General features: G+C 74.6%; 19 protein-coding genes and 2 tRNA genes. 5 read left to right on the top strand and 16 right to left on the bottom strand.

Annotated features, from left to right (window positions below; translation table 11 throughout):
• Window positions 1–263 precede the first annotated feature (263 nt).
• Window positions 264–336: transfer RNA gene (locus VK501_RS09760), tRNA-Glu, on the bottom strand.
• Between the two features lie 96 nt (window positions 337–432).
• Between VK501_RS09760 and VK501_RS09765 the strand changes: the two genes are divergently transcribed.
• Window positions 433–516, top strand: a tRNA-Leu gene (locus tag VK501_RS09765).
• Between the two features lie 43 nt (window positions 517–559).
• On the opposite strand, the gene VK501_RS09770 is transcribed toward VK501_RS09765, so the two are convergent.
• The 4 genes from VK501_RS09770 to VK501_RS09785 form a co-directional block, all read right to left on the bottom strand.
• Window positions 560–1,975: a S8 family serine peptidase gene (locus tag VK501_RS09770; protein ID WP_324337081.1), complete on the bottom strand. Its 1,416-nt coding sequence runs from the start codon at window positions 1,973–1,975 to the stop codon at window positions 560–562.
• 146 nt (window positions 1,976–2,121) lie between these two features.
• Complete coding sequence (locus VK501_RS09775) at window positions 2,122–2,802, bottom strand: winged helix-turn-helix domain-containing protein (RefSeq protein ID WP_324337083.1); 681 nt, start codon at window positions 2,800–2,802, stop codon at window positions 2,122–2,124.
• 74 nt (window positions 2,803–2,876) lie between these two features.
• A complete protein-coding gene (locus VK501_RS09780; RefSeq protein WP_324337085.1) occupies window positions 2,877–4,328 on the bottom strand; it encodes an SCP2 sterol-binding domain-containing protein in 1,452 nt (483 codons plus the stop codon).
• Entirely contained in the window at window positions 4,325–4,489 is a 165-nt protein-coding gene (locus tag VK501_RS09785; RefSeq protein WP_324337087.1) for a hypothetical protein, read from the bottom strand. Before VK501_RS09785 ends, VK501_RS09780 begins: the two co-directional genes overlap by 4 nt.
• Window positions 4,490–4,517: 28 nt before the next feature.
• Between VK501_RS09785 and VK501_RS09790 the strand changes: the two genes are divergently transcribed.
• Both VK501_RS09790 and VK501_RS09795 read left to right on the top strand, forming a co-directional pair.
• Entirely contained in the window at window positions 4,518–4,712 is a 195-nt protein-coding gene (locus VK501_RS09790) for a hypothetical protein (RefSeq protein WP_324337089.1), read from the top strand.
• A gap of 74 nt (window positions 4,713–4,786) precedes the next feature.
• Window positions 4,787–6,955 (top strand): diguanylate cyclase, encoded by a 2,169-nt coding sequence (locus tag VK501_RS09795; protein ID WP_324337091.1) that lies wholly within the window; start codon window positions 4,787–4,789, stop codon window positions 6,953–6,955.
• Between the two features lie 27 nt (window positions 6,956–6,982).
• Here VK501_RS09795 and VK501_RS09800 read toward each other — a convergent pair whose 3' ends face one another.
• From VK501_RS09800 to VK501_RS09840, 9 genes are all read right to left on the bottom strand, one after another.
• Window positions 6,983–7,507, bottom strand: coding sequence for a cupin domain-containing protein (locus VK501_RS09800; RefSeq protein WP_324337093.1), 525 nt, complete (start codon window positions 7,505–7,507; stop codon window positions 6,983–6,985).
• Window positions 7,508–7,634: 127 nt separating this feature from the next.
• Window positions 7,635–8,768, bottom strand: a complete 1,134-nt coding sequence (locus VK501_RS09805) for a zinc-binding dehydrogenase (RefSeq protein ID WP_324337095.1) — start codon at window positions 8,766–8,768, stop codon at window positions 7,635–7,637.
• Entirely contained in the window at window positions 8,765–9,181 is a 417-nt protein-coding gene (locus VK501_RS09810) for a thioesterase family protein (protein WP_324337097.1), read from the bottom strand. The genes VK501_RS09805 and VK501_RS09810 overlap by 4 nt, the downstream gene beginning before the upstream one ends.
• Window positions 9,178–10,080, bottom strand: coding sequence for an alpha/beta fold hydrolase (locus VK501_RS09815; protein ID WP_324337099.1), 903 nt, complete (start codon window positions 10,078–10,080; stop codon window positions 9,178–9,180). Before VK501_RS09815 ends, VK501_RS09810 begins: the two co-directional genes overlap by 4 nt.
• A 90-nt stretch (window positions 10,081–10,170) precedes the next feature.
• Window positions 10,171–11,400, bottom strand: a complete 1,230-nt coding sequence (locus VK501_RS09820) for a Dyp-type peroxidase (protein WP_324337101.1) — start codon at window positions 11,398–11,400, stop codon at window positions 10,171–10,173.
• Complete coding sequence (locus VK501_RS09825) at window positions 11,401–12,342, bottom strand: EfeM/EfeO family lipoprotein (RefSeq protein WP_324337103.1); 942 nt, start codon at window positions 12,340–12,342, stop codon at window positions 11,401–11,403.
• A gap of 2 nt (window positions 12,343–12,344) precedes the next feature.
• Window positions 12,345–12,845 carry a hypothetical protein gene (locus tag VK501_RS09830; protein WP_324337105.1) on the bottom strand — a complete coding sequence of 167 codons (501 nt, stop codon included), beginning with the start codon at window positions 12,843–12,845 and terminating at the stop codon, window positions 12,345–12,347.
• A gap of 97 nt (window positions 12,846–12,942) precedes the next feature.
• The gene (locus VK501_RS09835; protein WP_324337107.1) at window positions 12,943–15,063 is read right to left on the bottom strand and encodes a collagen-like protein; all 2,121 of its coding nucleotides are present in this window, start codon (window positions 15,061–15,063) and stop codon (window positions 12,943–12,945) included.
• 168 nt (window positions 15,064–15,231) lie between these two features.
• Window positions 15,232–16,896 (bottom strand): hypothetical protein, encoded by a 1,665-nt coding sequence (locus tag VK501_RS09840; RefSeq protein ID WP_324337109.1) that lies wholly within the window; start codon window positions 16,894–16,896, stop codon window positions 15,232–15,234.
• A 112-nt stretch (window positions 16,897–17,008) separates the two neighbouring features.
• Between VK501_RS09840 and VK501_RS09845 the strand changes: the two genes are divergently transcribed.
• Window positions 17,009–18,298 carry a hemolysin family protein gene (locus tag VK501_RS09845; protein WP_324337111.1) on the top strand — a complete coding sequence of 430 codons (1,290 nt, stop codon included), beginning with the start codon at window positions 17,009–17,011 and terminating at the stop codon, window positions 18,296–18,298.
• 5 nt (window positions 18,299–18,303) lie between these two features.
• Here the strand turns inward: VK501_RS09845 and VK501_RS09850 are convergent, their stop codons facing one another.
• Together VK501_RS09850 and ligA are read right to left on the bottom strand one after the other, a co-directional pair.
• Window positions 18,304–19,020, bottom strand: a complete 717-nt coding sequence (locus VK501_RS09850; RefSeq protein ID WP_324337113.1) for a helix-turn-helix domain-containing protein — start codon at window positions 19,018–19,020, stop codon at window positions 18,304–18,306.
• Between the two features lie 64 nt (window positions 19,021–19,084).
• The gene (gene ligA / locus VK501_RS09855) at window positions 19,085–21,115 is read right to left on the bottom strand and encodes an NAD-dependent DNA ligase LigA (RefSeq protein ID WP_324337115.1); all 2,031 of its coding nucleotides are present in this window, start codon (window positions 21,113–21,115) and stop codon (window positions 19,085–19,087) included.
• Window positions 21,116–21,272: 157 nt separating this feature from the next.
• Between ligA and VK501_RS09860 the strand changes: the two genes are divergently transcribed.
• Window positions 21,273–21,809: a CAP domain-containing protein gene (locus VK501_RS09860; RefSeq protein WP_324337117.1), complete on the top strand. Its 537-nt coding sequence runs from the start codon at window positions 21,273–21,275 to the stop codon at window positions 21,807–21,809.
• Window positions 21,810–21,825 lie beyond the last annotated feature (16 nt).

Here is a 21,825-nt window from a genome sequence, read left to right on the forward strand (position 1 = left end):
CCGCGTGCGCCGACGAGTGCTGCAGCTCGCCGCAGGCCTGACGCGCGCACGAGCGCTGCATCGCGGCCTCCCGGCATGCAACGTGCCCCGCGGTTGAGCGACCCGCGAAGCACGTGGCGACATGGTGCGCTCCATCGGCGACCGGCGTCCTACCCAGTGGTGGAGGCCGGGCCGCCGACCGTTCGCACTCGGACCCCAGCAGCTCGGTGGCAAGGACCCCGAGAACGACGAAAGCCCCGCTCATCGGGCGAGGCTTTCGAAAGTACCGCCACGGGGATTCGAACCCCGGTTTCCGCCGTGAGAGGGCGGCGTCCTAGTCCCCTGGACGATGGCGGCAGGGGTTGAAGAGAATAACAAACGATCCGCGAGCGCTCCGGCCGGCCCACGAGCGGACGCGGAGCCGGGGCCGGACGCTATGCTCGCTGCTCGCCGGCGGATGTGGCGGAATTGGTAGACGCGCGGCGTTCAGGTCGCCGTGGGAGCAATCCCGTGGAGGTTCGAGTCCTCTCATCCGCATGCAGAAAGGCCCGCACCCGCGGGCCTTTCGCCTTTCGCCGCTCTACGGCGTCGCCGTCGCCGGGATCGCCGGATCGGTCGCCGCGCCGGCGTCGATGAGGCCTGCCCCGTACTGCCGGTCGACGCCGGGCGCTCCGAGGTCGCGGGCCGTCGCCTTGAGGCGCGCCGCGAGCGCCTCGGGGGACGGGTTCGGGCCCAGGATCCCGGAGGCCAGGACGAGGGCGGCGGTCGCGCTCACGGCGGGCGCCGCCATCGAGGTGCCCTCGTAGTCCTGCGGGAACCCGAAGGCGCGGTTGTTGCGGCTCCGGTAGGTCTCCTGGAAGATGTCGCGCCCGGTGCCCGGCTGCGGCTGGCAGAGGCCGCCCGGTGCGGCCTCCAGCGCATCCTTGCCGCCGCCCGGCGCCACGAGGTCGAGCCGCGCGCCCTGGTTGGAGTAGTCCGACACGCAGCCGTGCTCGGTGGTCGCCCCGACCGACAGGACGTCGCCCGAGCGCGCCGGATACGCGACCGCCCGCAGCCCCTCGTTGCCCGAGGCGCCGACGACCAGCACGCCCCTGCGGCGCGCGTAGGCGAGGGCGTCGAGGATGTCGGGGATCTCGTCGCCCCGGACGTTGGAGTCGAACTCCAGGCTCATGTTGATGATGTCGGCGCCACGCCTGGCCGCGAAGCGGATGCCCGCCGCGATGCTCGCCTCGTCGCCGGCCCCGTCGGAGTTGAGGACCTTGACCGGCATGATGCGCGCGCCGTAGGCCAGGCCGGTCAGGCCGACCCCGTTGTCGGTGGCCTCGGCCAGCGTGCCGGCCACGTGCGTGCCGTGCCCGTTGCGATCCTCCGGGAACTCGTCGCGCCCCGAGCAGGCGAGGGTCTGGCCGTCGTGCGCGCAGAAGTCATAGCCCTTGACGAACTGCGCCGGGCGGAAGTCGGGCGAGCGCTGCAACCCCGCGCGGTTGGCGTAGGCCGCGCCCGTGTCGAGCGCCGCGATCGTGACGCCCGCCGCGCCCGGCCGGCCGACCGCGCGGAGATTCGCCCACGCGCGCGGCGCGTCGACCCCCACGCCCGGCAGGAAGTTCCACTGCATCCGCTGCCACCCGGCCGCCACCCCGGCCACGCCGGGATCGTTGGGCACGAACGGCTCGACCGCCGCGGCGTGCGCCACCACGCGCGGGCGGACCCAGCGCACGTCGCTGCGCGCCCGCAGCCGTGCGAGCGTCGCCCGCACCGACCGCTGCGGTGCGACCTGCACGTACCGGCGCCCGCCGTCGCGCAGGCTCACGACCAGCTCGCGCTGCGCCGCAGCGGCGGCGCTCGCGCTCGCGGCGCGCGCCGTGCCCGGCGGCCGCACCACGGCGCCCGCGGTGCAGGGCGCGACGGCCGCCACGGCCGCCACCAGCGCGGGGGCGATCGCGAGCGCGCGCACCCACCGGACCGAACGGAGGTTCACAGACAGCGTCAGCGACATCGAGGATGACCGGCCCCCACTCTAGAGCGCTCACAGCACCCCGACGGCGGGTCGGACGCCGGCTCGCCCAAGGTGGTACGGCGGCCTCCCACCTCTGCGCCGGCGTGCCCTACCAGGCGCGGGCGCGGGCCGTCCCGCGCCTGCCCTCAACGCTTGGCGCGCCTGCGCCTGGTGGCCGCCGCCGCAGGCGCGGCGGGACCCCCGCGGCCGCCGTCCTCTCCCCCACCCGGAGGCGGCGCCGAGTAGCTCGCCAGCATCAGCCGAGCCCTGACCTCGGCCCCGCCCGCCTCGCCGTCCTCCAGCCGCCCCGCGCTCGCCGCCTGCTCCTCCAGCGCCCAGTCGAGCACGCCGGCCAGCCGCGCGTTGAGCTCCTTCCACCCCTGCTCGTCGAGCACGAGCGGCGTGTGCGACAGGTGGCGGTCGGTGCGCTGGTCGAACGTCTCGGCCGCGACGGCCGCGCGCACGTCGGTGAACGCCTTCTCGAGGATCGTCGCCGACACGCTCTCGCGGGCGCTCACCGGCAGCTGCGCCCAGTCCGCGTCGCCGAGGTACGGCCGGGCCAGCGCGCGGTAGTGGTGCTCGATCGCCCCGCGTCGCGGCGTGGTGCGCACGAGCTCGATGCAGCGCAGCTCGCGGAGGATCCGCACGTGATAGCTGACCAATGGCAAGGACTCGTCGAGCTCCTTGGCCATCTCGTTCGGGCTCGCCACGGTCTCGTTGAGGCGCGTGAGGATCCGCATCCGCAGCGGGTGCGACAGCGCCTTGACGAGGGCGCTGTCGAGTCCGGGCTGCGCCGTGGACTGCTTCCGTGGTCCGGTCTTGCTCACTGACGCTCCGCCCCTCGATCAGCCGATGCCGGACCAGCTTACGTCGTGGCGCGGCGGTTGGCGCGAACCGCCGGTCAGCGCGCCCACGTGGGCGCGGCGTCCCACGCCTCGACGCGCACGTACTTCAGGAGCGCCAGCGCCCGCAGCGTCGGGCCGGTGCCCGCCGAGGACGCGAGGTCGCCGCAGCGCAGCGCGGCGCTGGGGTCCAGCTCGCCGATGAACCAGCGGTAGGCGTCGTCGCCGGTGCACGAGAGCTCGAGGTCGACGGTCGCGCCCGCGGGCACGCCGTCGACGACCCGCGCCTCGCCGCCGCGCAGGTCGAGCACGAGCTCGGCCTCGGGCGCGTGCAGCGCGAAGCGGACGACCTGATCCAGGCGGCCCACGTGCGCGCGCATCTCCGGATCGGCGGCGAGCGCGTCGCGCACCCGCCCGCCGAGCTCGACGTGGACGGCGCCGGCGTCGGCGAAGCGGGTCGCGTCGCGCTCGGCGCGCAGGACGGCCAGCACGTCGGCGGCGCTGTGCACCGGCGGCAGCGCGTGCAGGCGCTCGAGCCGGACGTCGGCGAACGCGTCGCCGCGCGCGGCGTCCCGGGCGACCACGGCGGCGTAGTGGCGCGAGGCCGCCGCGCCCCAGGTCACCGCGCTCGCGTCGCGCTCCCAGTCGCGCGGAGCGAGTCGCAGCAGCCATCCCGCGCCCTCCGGGTCGCGCGCCAGCAGGCCGGGATCCTCGATGAGCTTCGGGTTGACCGCCAGCACCGAGCCGCCGACCGGCGCCCAGACGCCGAACGTCGCGCCACCGGCGGCGACGGTCGCGGCACGGTCCCCGGCCTCCAGCGCCGCGCCCGGCTCGGGGAGCGTCAGCCGGAGCCCCTGGCCCAGGTCGCGGGCCAGCGCCTCGGTCAGCCCGACGACGACGGCGCCCAGCGCCGTCTCGACCCACAGATGCGCGTCCAGCGCGATGCCGCGGGCGCCCGTGCCGAAGGCGGCGGGATCCACCGCCGGCGCGGCGGCCGCGGCGCGGCGGTCGGCGCCCGGCGGGCGCGCCGCGGGCCACACCGGGGCGGGACCCCAGAGGTCGTCGGGCAGCGGCGCGCCGTGGCGCAGCGCCTCGGCGCTCAGCTGCTCGGGCGCCACGAGCGGCACGCCGTAGCGCTCGGCGGCCCGTTCGAGCGCGACGCGCTGGTCGTGGTCGGCGCGGTCGGGCAGCGCCAGCGCCGTGACGCAGGCGTGCTGCGCGCGAAAGCCGGTGCGGTGCACCTCCATGTCGCCCCAGGCGGCGACCGCCCCGACGGCCTGGTCGGCGCGGAAGTCCAGCCGCCGGTCGGCGGGATCGGTCAGCGCGTAGAGCCCGCACATGCAGTCGGCGACCGGCGGCTGGTGGCGCACGTCACGCGCGCATACCGCCTCGTTGGCGCCCCGCGCCCACGCCAGCGCCGTGAACGTCCACGGACGCAGGCGGCCGTCGGGCTCCACATGCCAGGCGCGGTAGCCGACGACGGCCTCGAGGAAGTCCGGAGCGGCGCTCACGCCGGCGCCGGCTCGCGCTGCGGGTCGCGCTCGCGCTCCGCGGGCTCGGGCGTGTCGTCCTGCTCGCGGGCGGGCGCTGGGTCGCGGGCGGGCGCGGGCAGCCGCAGCGGCTCGACGCGGATGCGCCGCGACGGGCCTGGAAGGTCGAGGAGGACCGGCATCGGCGCGGGAGGGTAGACCCCGCACCTGATGGCAAACGTGCGCATCGGCTGCTCGGGCTGGATCTACCGCTCGTGGAAGGGCGTCTTCCATCCCCCGGACTGCCCGCAGCGGCGCTGGCTCGCGGCGTGGCGCCGGGAGGCCGACGTCTTCGGGTACTTCGACAACGACTGGGAGGCCTGCGCGCCGCGCAACGCCCGGCGGCTGCAGCAGTTGTTGCGGTAGACGCGACCGTCTCCTCCGGCGTTGGCGCCGAGGTCGTCAAGTTCGGGCTGTGTGCACCCGATCACACGAGAGACATGGGCCATCAGGTCGACCGCCTCGCCGCGCATCTGCGCTCGACGCCCGGCGCCGAGCGCTCGATCGCGGGTCGGGTCGGCGGCGCGCTCTGGTTCATCGCCGCGCTGGCGACCGCCGCGCTGCCGCTCTTTCCCCAGGTCGACACGCCCTTCTACCCCTGGCCACTGGTGTGGACGGTGGGCGCGCTGGTCTGGTCGGCCTGCGCCCTGTTCGTCGTCGACTGGCGCCAGGCCCCCGCCTGGCTGCTGCCCGCCGCCAGCGTTGCGGCCGTGATCGTCATCGCGGCGGTCACCGACCTGACCGGCGGCGCCGACTCCCCCGCCCGCCTGTACGTCTTCTTCGCCTTGGCCTACGCGGCGTGCTTCCTCAGCCCGTGGCAGGCCGCCGGGATCACCGTGGCCTGCGGGCTGGTCTGGGCGTTCCCGGTGCTCGGGGACCGCGGCGCCGCCAGCGCCGCGGGCGAGCTCGCCATGGCCCTGCCGACGTTCGCCGTCGTCGGCGCCGTGCTCCAGACGGGCCGCCACCTGCTCACCGCGATGCACCACGCCGCCGACCGGCTCTCCGAGGAGCACCACGCGCTGCGCAGCATCGCCACCGCGGTGGCCGCCGGGCGCACGCCCGACGTCGTCTGCAGCCTCGCCGCCGAGCAGGCCGCGCGGCTGCTCGGCGCCCAGGGCGGCGGGATCCTGCGCTTCGACGCCGACGACCACCTCACGGTGGTCGGCACCTGGGAGGGGGACCGCGCGCCGGTCATGCCGGGCACGCGCTTCCCGGTCGTCGCCGCCAGCCCCATGGCCAGCATCCGCCGCGACGGCCGTGCCCAGCGCATCGACGACATCGCCGGCGAGGTCCACCAGTCCCAGCTCCTCCTCGACCTCGGCTTCCAGGCCTGGGCCGGCGCGCCGATCCACGTCCGCGGGCGCCTCTGGGGCGCGCTGGCCGTCACCGCCGTCGAGGCCCACTCGCTGCCCGTCGACGCCGTCGAGCACCTCGTCGAGTTCGCCGAGCTGGTCGGCATGGCGGTCGCCAACACCGAGGAGGTCGCGCGCCTGAGCGCCGACGCGACGACCGACCCGCTCACCGGGCTGGCCAACCACCGCGCCTTCCAGGAGCGCCTGCGCACCGAGCTCGGCCGCGCCCAGCGCCACGAGCGGCCGATGTCGCTCGCGCTGGTGGACATCGACCACTTCAAAGCCATCAACGACGCGGGCGGGCACGGCGTCGGCGACGAGGTACTGCGCACGCTCGCCACCCACCTGCGCGAGCACTTCCGCGGCGAGGACGTCCTGGCCCGCATCGGCGGCGACGAGTTCGCCGTCCTGCTGCCCGAGGTGGGCGGCGAGGAGGCCGTCGCCGCGCTGGAGCGCGCCCGCCGCGCCATCGAGCGCTCCCCGTTCGCCGGCGGCGCGCGCGTGACGATCTCGGTCGGCGTCTGCGACGCCGGCCACTCCGACGAGGCCGAGGCGCTGACCCGCTTCGCCGACGGCGCGCTCTACTGGAGCAAGGAGCACGGGCGCAACCGCGTCTCGACCTACGACCCGCTGACGATCCACGAGCTCTCGGCCGTCGAGCGACTGCAGCAGCTGCAGCGCTCCCAGGCGCTCGTCGGCATCCGCGCGCTGGCCCGGGCCATCGACGCCCGCGATCCCAGCACGTCCGAGCACTCCGAGCGCGTCGCGAAGCTCGCAGCGCGTCTGGCCGAGCAGCGGAACTGGACGCCCGAGCGCGTCGCGCTGCTGCACGAGGCCGCGCTCGTGCACGACGTCGGCAAGATCGGGATCCCCGACGCGATCCTGCTCAAGCCGGCGCGCCTGACGCGCGAGGAGTACGCGGTCATCCAGGGCCACGCCGAGCTGAGCGCGCGCATCGTCGAGGAGGTCCTCGACGCCGAGCAGGTCGACTGGATCCTCAGCCACCACGAGCGCCCCGACGGCTGCGGGTACCCGCGCGGCCTGCGCGGCGCGGAGCTGACCGAGGGCGCCGCCCTGCTCGCGGCGGCCGATGCGTTCGACGTGATGGTCAGCGCCCGGCCCTACTCCCCAGGGCGCTCGATCGACGAGGCGCTCAGCGAGTGCCACGCGCTGATCGGCGAGCAGTTCACGCCCGCGGCCGTCGCCGCGCTGGAGGGCCTCTACGGCCCCGCCGACGCGCTGCGGTTCGCGGCGTAGCGCGGCGCGGCGCGGCGCGGCCCCGGCTCAGTCCTCGGGCCACGGCGCGCGCACCGGCGTGTACACGCGGTCCGGGCCGTAGGCCTCCTTGGCCGAGCTGGTGGCCTGCGCCACCGAGGCGCCGTACTGCGCCGCCAGCGGCTCCACCTCGTAGTCGACCGCGGCGCCGGGCCGGCGGTTGCCGAACATGAACAGCACGCACGGCTGCTCGGAGCCGCCGATCATGATGTGGCCCGTCTTCGACGGGCAGTGGAAGAAGTCCCACTGGCGCAGCATGCGCTCCTCCCCTTCGACGATCACGCGGCACTCGCCCGACAGCACCAGGAACCCCTCCTGGTTCTCCTCGCGGTGGTAGAAGCCCGTCGACTCCCCGGGCGGCAGCAGGTGCGCCCCGGCGCCGATCTGGTTCGGCACGCCCTCCGCCTCGAACGACACCCACGCGCCGCCGCCCTCCGTGGTCTCCCAGCGCGCGTCGCGGAGGTTGAGGACGAACCAGCCCTCACCCTCGGGGACGCGTCCGGTTTCGGTGTCGGTCAGCTTGGCCTCGCGCATGCCCCTGAAGCTAGAGCACGCGGGCGATGCGCTAGGAGACTGTGTCGCTGTCGCGACTGGGGACCCACCTCCGGCGGCGACGGCTGGCCGTCGTGGGCCTCGGCCTCGCTGGCCGCCTACGGCACCCCTACAGGATCACTGCCTGGCGCACCGCGGCGCCGGCGGCGAGGCGGTCGAAGCCGAGGTTGATCTCGTCCATCGTGATGCGGTGGGTGAGCAGCTCCTGCACCGGCAGCCGGCCGTCCTGGTAGGCCTTCACGAACTTCGGGATGTCGCGGTCGGGCACGCACGAGCCGAGGTAGGAGCCCTTGAGCGTGCGCTCCTCGGCGACCAGGCTGACGGCCTGGATGTCGAGCCGCTGCTCGGGGTGCGGGAGGCCCACGGTGACCGTCGTCCCGCCCCGGCGCGTGGCCTCGTAGGCCTGGGCCAGCACGCGAGCGCTGCCCACGGTCTCGATGACCTTGTCGCCCCCGCCGCCGGTCGCCTCGCGCACCGCCTCCACGACGTTCTCGCCGGCGTGGACCGGCGTGGCGCCCAGGCGGCGCGCCTGCTCGAGCTTGTCCTCCACCATGTCGACGGCGACGATCTCCGCCGCGCCGGCCAGCTTCGCCCCCAGCAGCGCCGCGAGGCCGACGCCGCCCAGGCCGAACACCACGACGCGGTCGCCGTCGACGACCTGCGCGCTGTTGACCGCGGCGCCGACGCCGGTGAGCACCGCACACCCGAACAGCGCGGCGATCTCGTACGGCAGCGACGCGTCGACCTTGATCGCGGAGTGCGCCGAGACCACGACGTGGTCGGCGAAGGCCGAGACGCCGAGATGGTGATGGAGCGGCCGGCCGCCGCTGCCGTTCCCCGGCTCGGCCCAGCGCCGCTCGCCCGACAGCAGCGAGCCCGCCGCGTTGGCCGCGGCGCCCGGCTCGCACAGCGCGGCGCGGCCGGCGCGGCAGGGACCGCACGCGCCGCAGGTCGGCACGAACGACAGGACGACGTGGTCGCCCTCGGCGAACCCGGGCGTCTCGCCGCCGGTGCCGACGACCTCGCCCGCGGCCTCGTGGCCGAGGACCATCGGCATCACGCGCGGGCGCGAGCCGTCGATGACCGACAGGTCGGAATGGCACAGGCCGGCAGCGCCCACGCGCACCAGCAGCTCGCCGGCCCCGGGCGGGTCCAGCTCGAGGTCCACGATCTCCAGCGGCCGGGAGTCCGCGTAGGGCTTGGGCAGCCCCATCTCACGCAGGACGGCGCCCCGGACCCTCATGCCAGCTTCTCGAGCGCGCCGCGGATCGCCGGGGGGATCGGCACCGGCCGCCGGTTCTGGCGATCGACGAAGACGTGCACGAACCATCCGGTCGCGGCGGGCGTCTCGGCGGCCTCGCCGAACAGGCCGATCTCGTACTTGACGCTCGTGCGGCCGAGGTGGCCGACGCGCAGGCCCGCGTCGACGCTGTCGGGGAACTCGATCGCCGCCGTGAAGCTGCAGTGCGACTCGGCGCAGAGGCCGATCGCGGCATCGCGGTGGATGTCCAAGCCGCCCTCGCGGATCAGGTAGTCGTTGATGATGGTGTCGAAGAACGCGTAGTACTCGACGTTGTTGACGTGACCGTAGACGTCGTTGTCGGCCCACCGCGTGGGGATCGTCATCCGGTGGGGATAGTCGTCGCGCGTGGTCATGAGCGGTCCCGGAGCATGAGCCGGCGAATCAGGTCGTCGTCGAACACCGCCGGCTCGGTGGTCGAGATGAAGTCGTGCAGCAGCGAGACGAACCGCTCGGGGTCGTCGTTGTGGGGGAAGTGGCCGGCGCCGGCGAAGGTCTCCAGCCGGCTGTTGGGCATCAGGGCGTGCGCGTCGTGGCCGTGCTGGACGGGGATCATCCGATCGCGCTCGCCCCAGACGATCAGCGACGGCACGTGCTCGGCGAGGTAGAGGCGGTCCGACGCGTCGACCCGCTGGCCGGCCGGGTCGATCACCGAGCGCGCGGTGTGCAGGAACGCCCGGCGCGCGTCCCCGTCCCCGAGCGACTCGAAGCCCTCGGCGAGGCCCTTGACGTCGGCGGAGGCCCGCAGTCCGACCCGGCCCAGGACCGACCCGAGCGCGGCGCCGGCGCCCCGCAGCGGCGACGAGGCCAGCAGCGGCAGGACGTACTCGGCGCCGGGCAGCGTCGCGGCGCGCAGGACCACGCTGACCTCGCCGCCCAGACCGCCGGAGTCGACGAGCACGAGCCGCTCGATGCGGTCGGGGAACTGATAGGCGAACTGCATCGCCACGCCGCCGCCGAGGGAATGCCCGACGATCGTCGCGCGCGGGATCTCCAGCGCCAGGAGCAGGTCGCGGATGCCGCTGGCGTACGCGCCGAGCGAGTAGTCGCCGCGTGGCTTGGCCGAGGTGCCGTGGCCGAGCAGGTCGGGCGCGATCACGGTGCAGCGCTCGGCCAGCGCCGGCACGATCGAGTGCCACGTGCGCGAGCTCGAGGTGATGCCGTGAATGAGCACGACGACGGGCCCCTCACCCACGCGGCGGTAGGTGACGGGGTGGCCGTGCAGCTCGATCTGCTGCGAAGAGGACTCGGTCATCGCGCCCGCCCGGCAACATACCCCGTCGCATAGAAGACCCCTGAAAAAGTCGCTGCGGCCAGCTGCGGCCGCCTGATTTTCAGGGGCCTTCTAGGTGAACAGGCCGGAGCCCACCCAGTCCTGGGCGTCGCGCGCGCCGGGCGGCAGATAGAAGTAGCCGCCGCCGGTCGGCACGACGTAGTCGACCAGCGGCTCGCCCGCCAGGCGGCCCTGGACGACCTCGAACTGCCGCTCGACGTCGCGGTTGAACGCGACGAAGACCAGTCCCATGTCGAGCTGGCCGGCCTCGTCGATCCCGCGCGAGTAGTTGTAGCCGCGGCGCAGGATGCGCTGGTCCTCGGTGGCCGCGGTGCGCGGGCGCGCGAGCCGGATGTGGGCGTCCATCGGGATGCGGGCGCCCTTGGGATCGCCGGCGTAGTCGGGGTCGTCCAGCTCCTTGGCCTTGCCCAGCGGCGCGCCGGTGTCCTTCAGGCGGCCGATCATCAGCTCCTGCTCGGCGCGCGCGACGCGGTCCCAGAACTCGACGCGGTTGCGGATGATCCGCACCACTGCGTAGGTGCCGCCGGCCTCGTCCCAGACCAGCCGGTCCATCAGCCCGGCGTCGCCGGTGTCGGGGTTGGCGGTGCCGTCCTTGAAGCCGAGCAGGTTGCGACCGGCGCCGGGGCTTCGAGATGGGGGCGGCAGGAAGCCCTCGACCTTCCAGCGCGCGGCTAGCACGCCGCGCGTGGCGCGCATCAGGTCGCGCAGCGCGTGCAGCAGGCCGTCCGCGGCGTCGCCGCAGAGCTGCAGCAACACGTCGCCGTGCGTCTCGGCGTCGACCAGCGCGTCGTCGGGGAAGACGGGCATCGGCTTCAGCCCGGCGGGCTTGCGCGCCGCCAGGCCGTAGCGGCCGTCGAACAGCGACGCGCCGACGCCGATCGTCACGGTCAGGCCGCCGGGCGTGACCTTCGACCCGAGGACGCCGGAGTCGGGCGTCGGGCCGTCGCTCGGCGCGCCGAGCAGCGCGTCGTAGCCGGTGGTCAGCGCGCGGGCGCGGACCGACAGCTCGCGCATGCCCTCGGCCAGCTCGGCCGGCGACGCGGTGATGGCGTCGAACGCGACGACGATGGCGTAGGGCTGGCGCTCGGTGAGCACACCGGCCTGGCGCGGGCCGTCGAAGGCGAAGCGCCGTTGCCGATCCGTCGCGGGGCCTGGCCCCGTGACGGACGTGTCACGGGCGTTCGCCGTGGCGGCCGCGCCCGGGCGGCCGGCGAGGCGATCGAGGGCGACGCCGGCGCCGAGCGCCGCGCCTCCGGTGAGGAATTGACGACGACGCAGCATCTACTGCACCTCCGGGTCGCCGAAGGCCCGTTGCACGGGCCGGGCGGGACGGGGATCGACAAGCTCGGGGACGTAGGCGAGGCGCTCGGCCGCCGCGGCGGTCAGCCCGGCGAGCCGCTCGCGCTCGGTCTGGGGCAGCGTGTCCCAGCGTGGCAGCGCGCCGTGGCGCTCGGTGGCGGTCAGCGCGCGGTCCAGCGCGGAGAGCGCGCGGTCGGCGCTCGTCACGATCGCCGGGTTGCGGCGCACGAGCAGCTTGCGCAGCGAGTTCACGACGACGCGGGTGCCGCGCAGGTTGCCGCGCAGCGCCGTGAGCGCGGCGCCGCTCCACGGGCTCGCCTGGCCGGAGAGCTGCAGGTGCAGCGTGTCCTCCAGGACCTCGTGGGCGCGCAGCGAGTACTCCAGCGGATCGATCTGGATCCGGCCGACGTGGGTCCGCAGCCGCGCGACGTCGCGCGACAGCCGGGCCGCGGCGGGCGCGGCGTCACGCGTGGAGCCCCGCTCGAACAGCGCCAGCTCGACGCGGTGCAGGCCGGTGAAGTCCCTTGAGCGCTCGCCGCCGGGCAGGCCGGCGGGCCGGCGGTTGACGGCCGCGTCGAGCGCCCCGAACGCGCCGTAGGCGGCGCCGATCTCCTCGTAGCGCTCGTCGGCGGCCAGCCACGCGCGGCGGGCGGCCGCAAGGTCGTTCGCCGCGACGGCGGACCGCAGGCGCGCGACGTCCTGCAGCATCACCTTCAGCGTGGCGCGGACGTGGCGGCGGTAGGCCGCGGTGGGCGCGCGGAAGTCCGCGGGCCGCACCCGCGGGATGTTGCCCGAGAGGACGACGCGCGACGCGAGCTTGGCGGCCGGCGGCCGGCCGGCGGACGGACCGCCGTCGTTGCCTCCGCCGCAGCCGGCGGCGAGCACGGCGACGCCGACCACGGTGGCGAGCACGGCGCGGCGCATGGTCAGCACCCCTTCCGCAGGCTGGCGACGGCGTTCAGCGGGTGCTCGGTGTAGGTCGCGATCGTGGGGTCGTACTGCGGGCGCATCCGCGGCGTCGCGCCGGCGGCGAAGCAGCCGCCCTTCAGCACCCGGACCGCGTAGTCGGTGCGCTGCGGCGTGCCGCGCAGCGTCTCCCACCGGACGCGGCAGCGGTAGCCCCCGCTCGCGGCGGAGCAGCGCACGTCGCGCAGCAGGCCGGTCGGCAGATCCTGCCCGAGATCGGTCGCGCCCTCGCGCGGCTGCTGCAGCACCGCGAGGCGGTCCAGCGCGGCGCGGAAGCCGTTGCCGAGCTGCAGCGCGAGCTCGTGGCCGTCCAGGCGGACCGGGGCCGGCGCGCTCACCGGCGTCGCCGGCGCGGCAGCGGCAGCGGCCGTGTCGCCACGGCCGTCCTGGGCGTCGCCGCAGGCGGCCAGCGCCGGGAGGCAGAGGGCCGCGAGCGCGGTGGTGAGGAGTCGGTGCGTCATGGGTCCTTCGAAGTCGGTGCGGAGAACACGCCGCGGCGCCCGGGCCGCTGAGGGCCCGGGCGCCGGTGGATAGGGCGCGTGGTCGGTGTGCTGCGGACTACGGCTTGACGGTGACCTTCCTGGTGAAGGTCGAGGCCTTGCCGCCGTGCTGCGGGCGGAAGGTCACGGCGAGCGTCGCGGTGACCTTCTTGCCCTTGTACTTCCGGGCCGCCTTGCTGGTGGAGCGCTTGAGCTTCAGCGTCACGGCGCCGGTGCTCTTGACCGAGCCCTTGCCCGAGGCCAGGGCGACCTTCTTGCCCTTGCCGGTGGTCTTGAGCGACGCCGTGAGCGCGCCCGGGCCGTTGACCTTGCCCTTGACGGACGCGGAGCCGGCGATCAGGTCGTCGAACACGACGTGGATCGTGATCGTGCCGCTCAGGCCCTTCGGACCCTGCGGGCCGATCGGACCCTGCGCGCCGACGGGGCCGGGCTGACCGACGGGACCGGGCTGGCCCGGGTCGCCGTTGGCACCCTTGTCGCCCGCGGCGCCGTGGTCACCGGACTGGCCCTGGTCGCCGGCGGGGCCCTGCGGGCCCGGGTCGCCGGTCGGGCCCTTGTCGCCCGCGGCCTCGTCCGGTGCGGTGATCTCGAACGTGTCGTTCTGGCCGTGCTGCTGCGTCATGAAGATCCGGACGCCGCTCTGCTTGGCCGGATCGCCGGCGCCGAGGAGGCCCGCCTGCGTGGCGGAGCCGTCGGAGACGAACACGCCGGTCGGCTCGTTGTTGGTGTGCTGGTCGTTGGCCGACTCGGTGTCACGGCCCAGGGCGACGAGGCGCTTGGCCTCGCCGTTGGCGTTGGCGTAGGACGAGCCCAGGTCGTACGACCACACGGAGTCGAGCGCGTTGAGCTGGTTGTGGAGCGTGTCGCCACGGTCCTCGGTGGTCAGGAACGTGTCCTTGTCGAGGAACGTGATGTTGTCGAACGCGGTGTGGTCCTTGTCGCCGAGGACGATCGTCTTGACCGTGCCCTCGTCGGCACCGGCGGTCGGCATGTCGAGGCGCAGGTAGGCGCCGTAGGCGCCGCGCTCCGCCGCGCCCGGGTACTGCCCGGACGTGAGGTCGGTGTCGCCCGTCTCGTTGAACACGTAGGACGCGAAGTCCGTGCCGGGGACGAACTTGCCGTTCTCCGGGCGCTTCAGCGGCGTGGCCAGGGCCTTCTTGGCCGCCGCGTTGGCGTCGAAGCTCGCGGTGCCGTCGACCTCGGTGTCGTGCACCGTGACCCACTTGGCCTGCAGCGAGGCGCCGGAGTGCAGCGTCTTGATGGCGTCGCCCAGGGCGTCGTCACGGGCGCCGGCCGGGTCGGTCGCGCGGTCGTGGAACTTGATCGGCTGACCGTCGACGGAGACCTGCAGCGCCTGCAGCTTGCCGTGCTGCAGCTCGCCGCGGCTCCCGGCCAGTGGCTTGAACCGGTAGATGAACGAGTTGGGCTGCTTGACCGCGGTGGGCGTGCCGTTGTCGGTGACGCCGGATCCACCGGTGTCCTCGGCGATGTACACGTTGCCCTGCGGATCGAGGTTGACGCCCTCGTAGCCGCCGCGGCCCATCGAGCCGTCGAGCGTCTGGACGGCGGGGATGTCGTTCGTCGCCCACTTCAGGGGCGTCGAGACGATCCGGCCGGTGTTGCCGCTCTCGCTGGAGAACAGCAGCTTGCCGTTGAACGGGTCGTACGTCGAGCCGTCGACGCTCGAGAGGCCCGTCTGGTTCGTCGGGTTCGCGCCGCCGGGCGCCGACAGGAGCGTGACGCGGTGATCGGGATCGGTGACGTCCAGGTTGATGCGCGTGAGGTAGGCCTTGTTGCCGCCGTTCTCGTGCCCCTGGATCAGGAAGTGCCGGCCGTAGTCGTAGCCGGGCGTGGGGCCGCCGACGTTGTCGGCGACGAGGTAGGTGTTCTGGTCGGGCTCGGTGCGGGTCCGCTGGAGCGGGTCCGCGTTGTCGGAGAGGTACCCGTAGGTCTGGAAGATGCCGACGGGGTTCTCCAGCGCATCGGTGCCCTTGGCGACGATCGACGAGGTGAAGCCGGCCGCCAGCACATTGGCCGGCGTTCCGGAGGCCGCGTTGGGGGCGGGGACTCCGGTGGTGATCTGGGCGACTGCGGCCGCCGCGGCCGCGAGCCCGGTGGCGGCCACAGCGGCCACCGGAACGATCTTGCGCAACGTGTGCTCCTTGTTGGAGGGGATCAAGCGCGGGCAACGTATGCCCGCATGCACCCCCTCCTCGTGAACCGCTCGTCACGGTTTCGTTGTCGATTTGTAACTTGAGGGTCGTTCACCGAACGGTCACCGGATCGACATGTAGGCCTCGATAGGGTCGCGCGACGGGACCGGCCTTCCGGCCCCGTCGCGGGGTCCCTAGGGCGCCGTGATCGCCGGGCTCTCGCCGGGGAGCACGTCGGCGCCGCCCGCGAAGTCGAGGCTCACGCGGTAGACGCCGGCCGGCGTCGCGGCCGCGACGGAGTAGGAGGCGCCGTCGGCGCTCACGGCCGCCGTCGCCAGCGGGTCCTGCGTCCAGCGGTCGACGCACCCGGCCGGCGTGTCGGCGGTCGACGGCGTGACGACGGTGCTCATGGGCTGCTGGCCGTTGCAGACCCGCTCCAGGCGGCGATCCAGCCGGACCTTGCGGCCGGGCTGCGCGGGGCTGATCGTGCCGCTGACGCGCAGGCGGCCGTCGGCCAGCCGCTCGGGCGTGGCGGTCAGGTGCACGAACGTCTGCAGCAGGAACGTGTCGGGCGTCTGGACCGCGACCCCGCCGCTGCCCGGACGCGAGACGGCGCCGAGCGACCGGCGCGGGACCGCTGGGCCGGGGATCGCGACGGCGGCGACGCCGTCGGCGCCCGTCGTGGCGGTCGCGCCCGTCGGCGCCGGCGCCGTGGGCGCGCTCTGGGTCAGCCGCGCCGAGAGCAGCTCGATCGTCAGGCCGCCGACCGGCACCGAGCCGGCCTGCGCCGTGCGCGTCACGCTCCGGCGGGCGGCGGTCACGACCGCGCTGGCGGGCGTGTCGGTGAACACCGGCTGCGGGCTGACGGTCAGCGCCAGCGCGGGCGCCAGCAGCCGCTCGCCGGAGGCGAACGCGTCGCTGCCCGCGACGACGAGGCACGGCGAGAGTCCGCCCGTGCCGTCGCAGTGCAACGACCCGCCCGCGGGCTGCTGGTCGTAGTACTGGCGGCCGGCGTCGCGGGCGAACGGGCCGACGAGGGAGACGAACGCGCGCGCCTCGGTTCTCTTGAAGTCCTTCAGCGAGAACCGCGAGAACACGTTGGCCTGGCGGATGCCGCCGCGGGCGGTGTAGAGCGCACCGCCGTCGATCGACACGGCGCCGACGAAGTTGGACTCCTCGCCCTGCGACTCGGCCTGCAGCGTGCGCGACGGACCGCCCGTGGCACGGATGACGCGCGCCTCGGTCCGGCGGTTGCCGGGGCCGGCGAGGACGGCGACGCGGCCCTCGCCGAGGTCGAGCTGCTCGATCGTGGCGCAATGGCCGCGATCGAGCCGGCGCGTCGCGGCGCGGCGTTGCGACGTCGTCCGGACGTAGGGCACGTCGCAGCTGCCGCGGCGCACGGCGTAGGCGATCCGGGAGCCGTCGATCGCGACGGCGGGCGCGCCGCCGCCGCCGTAGCGGACGTGCGTGACGGTGCGCGGGCGCAGCGTGCCGGCGACCGTCGCGGTGCTCAGCGCGACCGTGCGCAGCGAGCACTGATCGCTGCGTGTCGAGCACCCCGACGCGTAGATCAGCTGGGCTCCCCCACCGCTGCGCGCGCCCACGTCGAGCGGCGCGCCGGCGGGCGGCCGCAGCGAGGTGGTGACCGGCGCGCGGGAGCCGATCCGGACGGTGAGGCGGCCGTCGTCGGCTCGCCAGGCGGCCACCCCGGCGTCGGCGGTGATCGCCGTCGCCGTCTTCGTCGTGGCGACGGGGTCGTCGGCCAGCGCGGCCGGCGCGGCGGGCGTGGCGGCAGCCAGCACGGCGGTCAGGAGGGCGACGGGGAGCGCGAGGAGACGCAGCGACGTGGGGACGGACATGCCCTAGGAACGCACGAGCGGTGCGCGGGTGACGGTGCGCTGTCCGCGCGGCGGGGCGAGGCGAAGGGGGTAGGCTGACCTTCGTGGGACTGAGTGGGCAAGGCCTGCCCAGATGAGCGATGCGCTGCGGATCATCGTCGTGCTCGGCCTGATCGGGCTGAACGCGTTCTTCGTCATCGGCGAGTACGCGGTGGTGACGGCCCGGCGCTCGGCGCTGGCCACCCGCGCCGCCGGGGGCAGCCGCCGTGCCCGGGCGGCGCTCAAGCTCATGGACGACCCGGTCCGCGTCATCTCCACGACGCAGGTCGGCATCACCGCGCTCGGCATCCTCACCGGTGCGGTGAGCGAGCCGCTGGTGCGGCGCCTGCTCGGCGACTGGATCCCGACCTGGCTGAGCGTGGTCCTGGCGTTCACGATCATCACGTACCTGTCGGTGGTCCTCGGCGAGCTCGTGCCCAAGGCGCTGACGCTGGACCGCGCCGAGACGCTGGCGATGCTCGTCGCCGCGCCCATCCAGGCCATCTCCGTGGCGTTCGCGCCGATGGTCGTCGTCCTGCAGCGCTCGGCGGCCGTGCTCCTGCGCCCGTTGGGCATCCGCGAGATCCACGCCGGCGAGGGCATCCGCACCGCCGACGAGCTGCGCGCGCTGGTCGACGAGGCCGAGGGCGCGGGCGTGATCCCGCGCGCGCAGGAGGAGCTGCTGCACAACGTGTTCGACTTCGCCGACCGCGAGGCGCGCGACATCATGGTGCCGGCGGTCGACGTCGACTGGATCGACTGCGAGCTCACCTGCGACGCGGCGCTCGACACGGTCGTCGAGGCGCCGCACTCGCGCTACCCCGCCGGCCGTGGGTCGATCGACCGCATCGTCGGGACCGTCCACGTCTACGACCTCGTCGCCGCGGCGCGACGGGCGCCCGAGACCCGCGTCTGGGAGGTCGCGCGCCCGCCCCTGATCGTGCCGGAGAGCAAGGACGTCGGCGCGCTGCTGCGCGAGCTGCGCGAGCAGCGCCAGCAGCTGGCGATCGTCGCCGACGAGTACGGGATGACGGCGGGCATCGTCACGCTCGAGGACGTCACCGAGGAGCTCGTCGGCGAGATCGAGGACGAGTACGACCTGCCCGACTCGACGCTGCGCTGGATCGACGACCACACCGTCGAGGCGGCCGGCTCCATGTCGATCGACGACTTCAACGAGGCCGTCGGCACGGAGCTGCCGACGGGCCCGTCGCGCACCCTCGCGGGACTGGTGTTCGACGCGCTGGGCCGCCGCCCGCAGGTCGGCGACGAGGCCGTCGTGGACGGCGTCCGGCTGCGGGTCGAGGAGCTCGACAGCCTGCGGATCACGCGCCTGCGCATCACGCTGCCGGCGGAGGTGGCCGCGGGCCGTGCGGAGCGCTAGCCCGATCAGGCGTGCACGGCGCCGCCGAGGGCTACGGGCGAGAACTCGCCGTGCAGCAGCCAGCCCCCGCCCTCGACACGCTCCAGCGCGCCGCGCTGGGTGAGGTCGCTGAGCGCGTGGCTCACGGACGGACGGTGGGCGCCGACCAGGCCCGCCAACATGGTGTGGTTGAGCGCGACCGGGACGAGGACGCCCCCGGGCGTGACCTTCCCGAAGCGCTCCGCGAGGCCCCACAGGGCGAGCAGGAGGCGCTCGTCGATGCGCACGACCTGCTGGATGAGCAGCCGCAGCGTCGCGCTGGACGTCCGCCCCATCGCTCGCTCGGCGATCTGCCCGAGCACCGACGGCCAGCGCTGCGCCTGGGCGATGAAGTGGCGGTCGAGCACCGCGAGCCGGGCGCCGTCGGGCGCGGTGAGGCGCAGGTGGACGTCGAGCTCCGGCGCGTGGCGGTCGCTCGGCCAGGGGCGCACGACGTCACCAGGGCCGAGCACCTCGAGGCTGGTGCGCGACCCCACGCTCACCTCGCTGAGCAGGATGCCCTCGACGATGAGCAGCCCCAGCTGGGCGTCGGACTCCGCCCACTGCGCGGTGGGATCCCAGCGGCCGCGCGGCACCTCCAGCGTGGTGGCCACCAGCTCCCGGCCGGCCGTCTCGAACTGCTCGGGCGCGAGACCGCGCCCGAGATCCGGGTCGGCCTCCAGGAGTCGCACGAGCTCGGACATCGACCTCAGTGAAGCGGACCGGATCGTACGCTCGGCGGGGCGTGTCAGGAGACCGGCCCCGGGGTCATGCCACGCCCGCCTCGGCCAGCCAGCGCCACAGCTCGTCCTGATCGACCACGGTGACCCCGAGCTTCTCGGCCTTCGCGGTCTTGGCGGCGCCGACGTTCGCGCCCGCCAGCAGGTAGTCGGTGCTCGACGACACCGACGAGACGGCCGTGGCCGCGGCCTGCTCGACCAGCCGCGTCACGTCCGGGCGGCTGATCTTCGAGCCGGTCCGCGGGTCGGTGAACGCCCCGGTGATCACCACGGTCGCGCCCTTCAGCGGCGAGTCGGCGGCGGCTGCGGCGTCGACGGGACGGTCCTCGTCGAGCACGTCGAGGTTCACGCCGTGCGCGCGCAGCTCGCCGATCTCCTCGACGATCTCCGGCCGGGCGAAGAACGCCGCGACGCTCTCGGCGACCTTCGGGCCGATGTCGCGGATCGCCTCGAGCTCCTCGGCGCCCGCGGCCATCACGTCCTCGATCCGGCCGTAGCCCGCCAGGCACAGCCGCTTGGCGACGCCCTCGGAGGCCATCGGGATGGCGAGCCCGATCAGCGCGCGGCGCAGGCCCACGCCCTTGGACGCCGCGATCGAGTCCACCATCTTGCCCGCGCTCACCTCCCCCATGCGCTCGTAGGCCAGGAGCTGGTCGGTGGTCAACGTGTAGAAGTCGCTGCGCCGCTTCAGGAGGCCGTCGTCGGCGAGCTTCTCGATCCACACGTCGCCGACGCCCTCCATGTCGGCGGCCGCGCGCGAGGCCCAGTGCATGAGCCGGCGCGTCGCCTGGGCCGGGCACTGGAGGTTGAGGCACCAGCGCTCCTCCCCGGTGCCGCGGATCTCCAGCTCGGTGCCGCACGACGGGCAGTGCGTCGGCGCGACGATGACCTCCTCGCTGCCGTCGCGGTCCTCGGGGATCGAGCGACCGGCGAACGGGATGACGTCGCCGCGCCGGACGACCGCGATCGTGTCGCCGATGCGCAGGTCGCGCTCGCGGATCAGGCGCGGGTTGTGCAGCGTGATGTTCTCGACCGTGACGCCGCCGACGAACACCGGCTCGACGCGCGCCCGGGGCGCGATGCGGCCGATCTTGCCGACCTGCCACTCGACCGCCAGCAGCTTGGTCAGCTTCTCCTCGGGCGGGTACTTGAAGGCGATCGCGCCGCGCGGCTCGGCGCTGTTGAACCCGGCGGCCTCGAAGGCGGCGGGCTCGTGGAGGCGGATCACCGCGCCGTCGATGTCGTAGTCCAGGCCGTCGCGGCGCGCGCCGATCGCGTGGATGGCCTCGATCACCGCGTCGGCGTCCTCGCACAGCTCCTGCGCCGCCAGCTCGATGCCCAGCGCGGTCGGATCGATCTCGTGGCCGTCGGCGCGCTCGGCGCCGAAGGCGAAGAAGCGCAGCAGGCGCCCGGAGGCCGCTGCGGCCTCGGGGTCCTTCTGCATCAACGTCCCGGCGGCGCCGCTGCGCGGGTTGGTCAGCGGCTTGTCGGGATGGGCGTCGTTGTAGGCCTGCCAGGTCGAGCGCGGCATCAGCGCCTCGCCACGGACCTCGACGCGCCCGGGCACGTCGATCTCCGCCGGCAGGTCGGGCAGGACCCAGCGCGCCTTGTCGGTGACCAGCTCGCCGACCTCGCCGGTGCCGCGCGTGGCGACGTAGTCGCGCCTGCCGTCCTCGTAGACGATGCTCAGCGACAGGCCGTCGAGCTTCTCCGAGACGCGGAAGACCTGTCCTGCGAAGCGCGCGCAGAAGGTGCGGATCGCCTCCTCGGTCGTCGCCTTGGCCAGGGACAGCATGGGGCGCGCATGGCGCACGGTCGGGCCCGTCAGCTGGGCGGGCGCGTTGACCTTGTCCAGCGGGCTGTCGGCCGGCTCGAGCTCGGGATGCTCGGCCACCAGGGCGGCGAGCTCGTCCTTGAGCGCGTCGAAGTCGGCGTCGGGCAGCGGGCTGTCGCCGGTGCCGTAGTAGAGGTCGTTGAGCCGCTGCACCTCCGCCGCCAGCTCGGCGATCCGCTCCTGTACCCCGGCGGGGGCCTGCTCGGTCTTCTCCTGCTTCGTCACGGACTCGATGCTGACGGACGGGTCGGCCGGAGGGCGTGCTGGTCTGCGGTGCGCGGACGCGACCGCCCCGGCGTCGCAGCCGCGCGTGATCGCGAGCCGGCCTCGGGTGAGCGGCCGACCGGATTGCACCGGAGGCGAGCGCCGGTTGCCTCTGGGCATGCGCCCCGCGCCCCTGCTCGCCGGCCTCCTGGCGCTGGTCTGCGCGCTGACCGTCCCGGCAGCTGCGCGCACGGCCGGCGCCGGGTCGCCCGCCGTCCGGGTCGCCTCCGCAAGCGCCTGCCACGGCAGTCCCGCCGCGATCGCGCTCTGCCGCATGAACGCGACCCGCCGCGCCTACGGCCTGCGCCCGCTGCGGCGCGATCCGCTCCTGCGCCGCGCCGCTCGGCAGAAGGCGCACGACATGGTGGCGCGCCACTACTTCGACCACGTCTCGCCGACCGGCCAGACGCTCCGCGGCCGCGTGGCCGGCACCGGCTGGACGCGCGGGCGCGACAGCTGGCGGCTCGGCGAGAACCTCGCGTGGGGCGCCGGCAGCAACTCCTCTCCGGCGGCCCTCGTGCGGGCGTGGCTGCGCAGCCCGCCGCACCGCCGGATCATGCTCAGCCCGAGCTACCGCGTCGTCGGCGTCGGCCACGTGCCCGCCACGCCCTTCGGCGCGGCGGGCGCCACCCTGGTGGCCGACTTCGGCTCCTGACGCACGCGCTGCCCCG

Origin of the sequence: Baekduia sp. (genome assembly GCF_035318805.1) — a bacterium.
Lineage (GTDB): Bacteria > Actinomycetota > Thermoleophilia > Solirubrobacterales > Solirubrobacteraceae > Baekduia.

Coding starts and splice junctions, on each gene's coding strand:
- VK501_RS09850 (WP_324337113.1), bottom strand. CDS start 19,020: ATGTCCGAGCTCGTGCGACTCCTGGAGGCCGACCCGGATCTCGGGCGC.
- VK501_RS09770 (WP_324337081.1), bottom strand. CDS start 1,975: ATGTCGCTGACGCTGTCTGTGAACCTCCGTTCGGTCCGGTGGGTGCGC.
- VK501_RS09830 (WP_324337105.1), bottom strand. CDS start 12,845: ATGACGCACCGACTCCTCACCACCGCGCTCGCGGCCCTCTGCCTCCCG.
- VK501_RS09815 (WP_324337099.1), bottom strand. CDS start 10,080: ATGACCGAGTCCTCTTCGCAGCAGATCGAGCTGCACGGCCACCCCGTC.
- VK501_RS09795 (WP_324337091.1), top strand. CDS start 4,787: ATGGGCCATCAGGTCGACCGCCTCGCCGCGCATCTGCGCTCGACGCCC.
- VK501_RS09800 (WP_324337093.1), bottom strand. CDS start 7,507: ATGCGCGAGGCCAAGCTGACCGACACCGAAACCGGACGCGTCCCCGAG.
- VK501_RS09825 (WP_324337103.1), bottom strand. CDS start 12,342: ATGCGCCGCGCCGTGCTCGCCACCGTGGTCGGCGTCGCCGTGCTCGCC.
- VK501_RS09820 (WP_324337101.1), bottom strand. CDS start 11,400: ATGCTGCGTCGTCGTCAATTCCTCACCGGAGGCGCGGCGCTCGGCGCC.
- VK501_RS09810 (WP_324337097.1), bottom strand. CDS start 9,181: ATGACCACGCGCGACGACTATCCCCACCGGATGACGATCCCCACGCGG.
- VK501_RS09840 (WP_324337109.1), bottom strand. CDS start 16,896: ATGTCCGTCCCCACGTCGCTGCGTCTCCTCGCGCTCCCCGTCGCCCTC.
- VK501_RS09805 (WP_324337095.1), bottom strand. CDS start 8,768: ATGAGGGTCCGGGGCGCCGTCCTGCGTGAGATGGGGCTGCCCAAGCCC.
- VK501_RS09790 (WP_324337089.1), top strand. CDS start 4,518: ATGGCAAACGTGCGCATCGGCTGCTCGGGCTGGATCTACCGCTCGTGG.
- VK501_RS09860 (WP_324337117.1), top strand. CDS start 21,273: ATGCGCCCCGCGCCCCTGCTCGCCGGCCTCCTGGCGCTGGTCTGCGCG.
- VK501_RS09845 (WP_324337111.1), top strand. CDS start 17,009: ATGAGCGATGCGCTGCGGATCATCGTCGTGCTCGGCCTGATCGGGCTG.
- VK501_RS09785 (WP_324337087.1), bottom strand. CDS start 4,489: ATGCCGGTCCTCCTCGACCTTCCAGGCCCGTCGCGGCGCATCCGCGTC.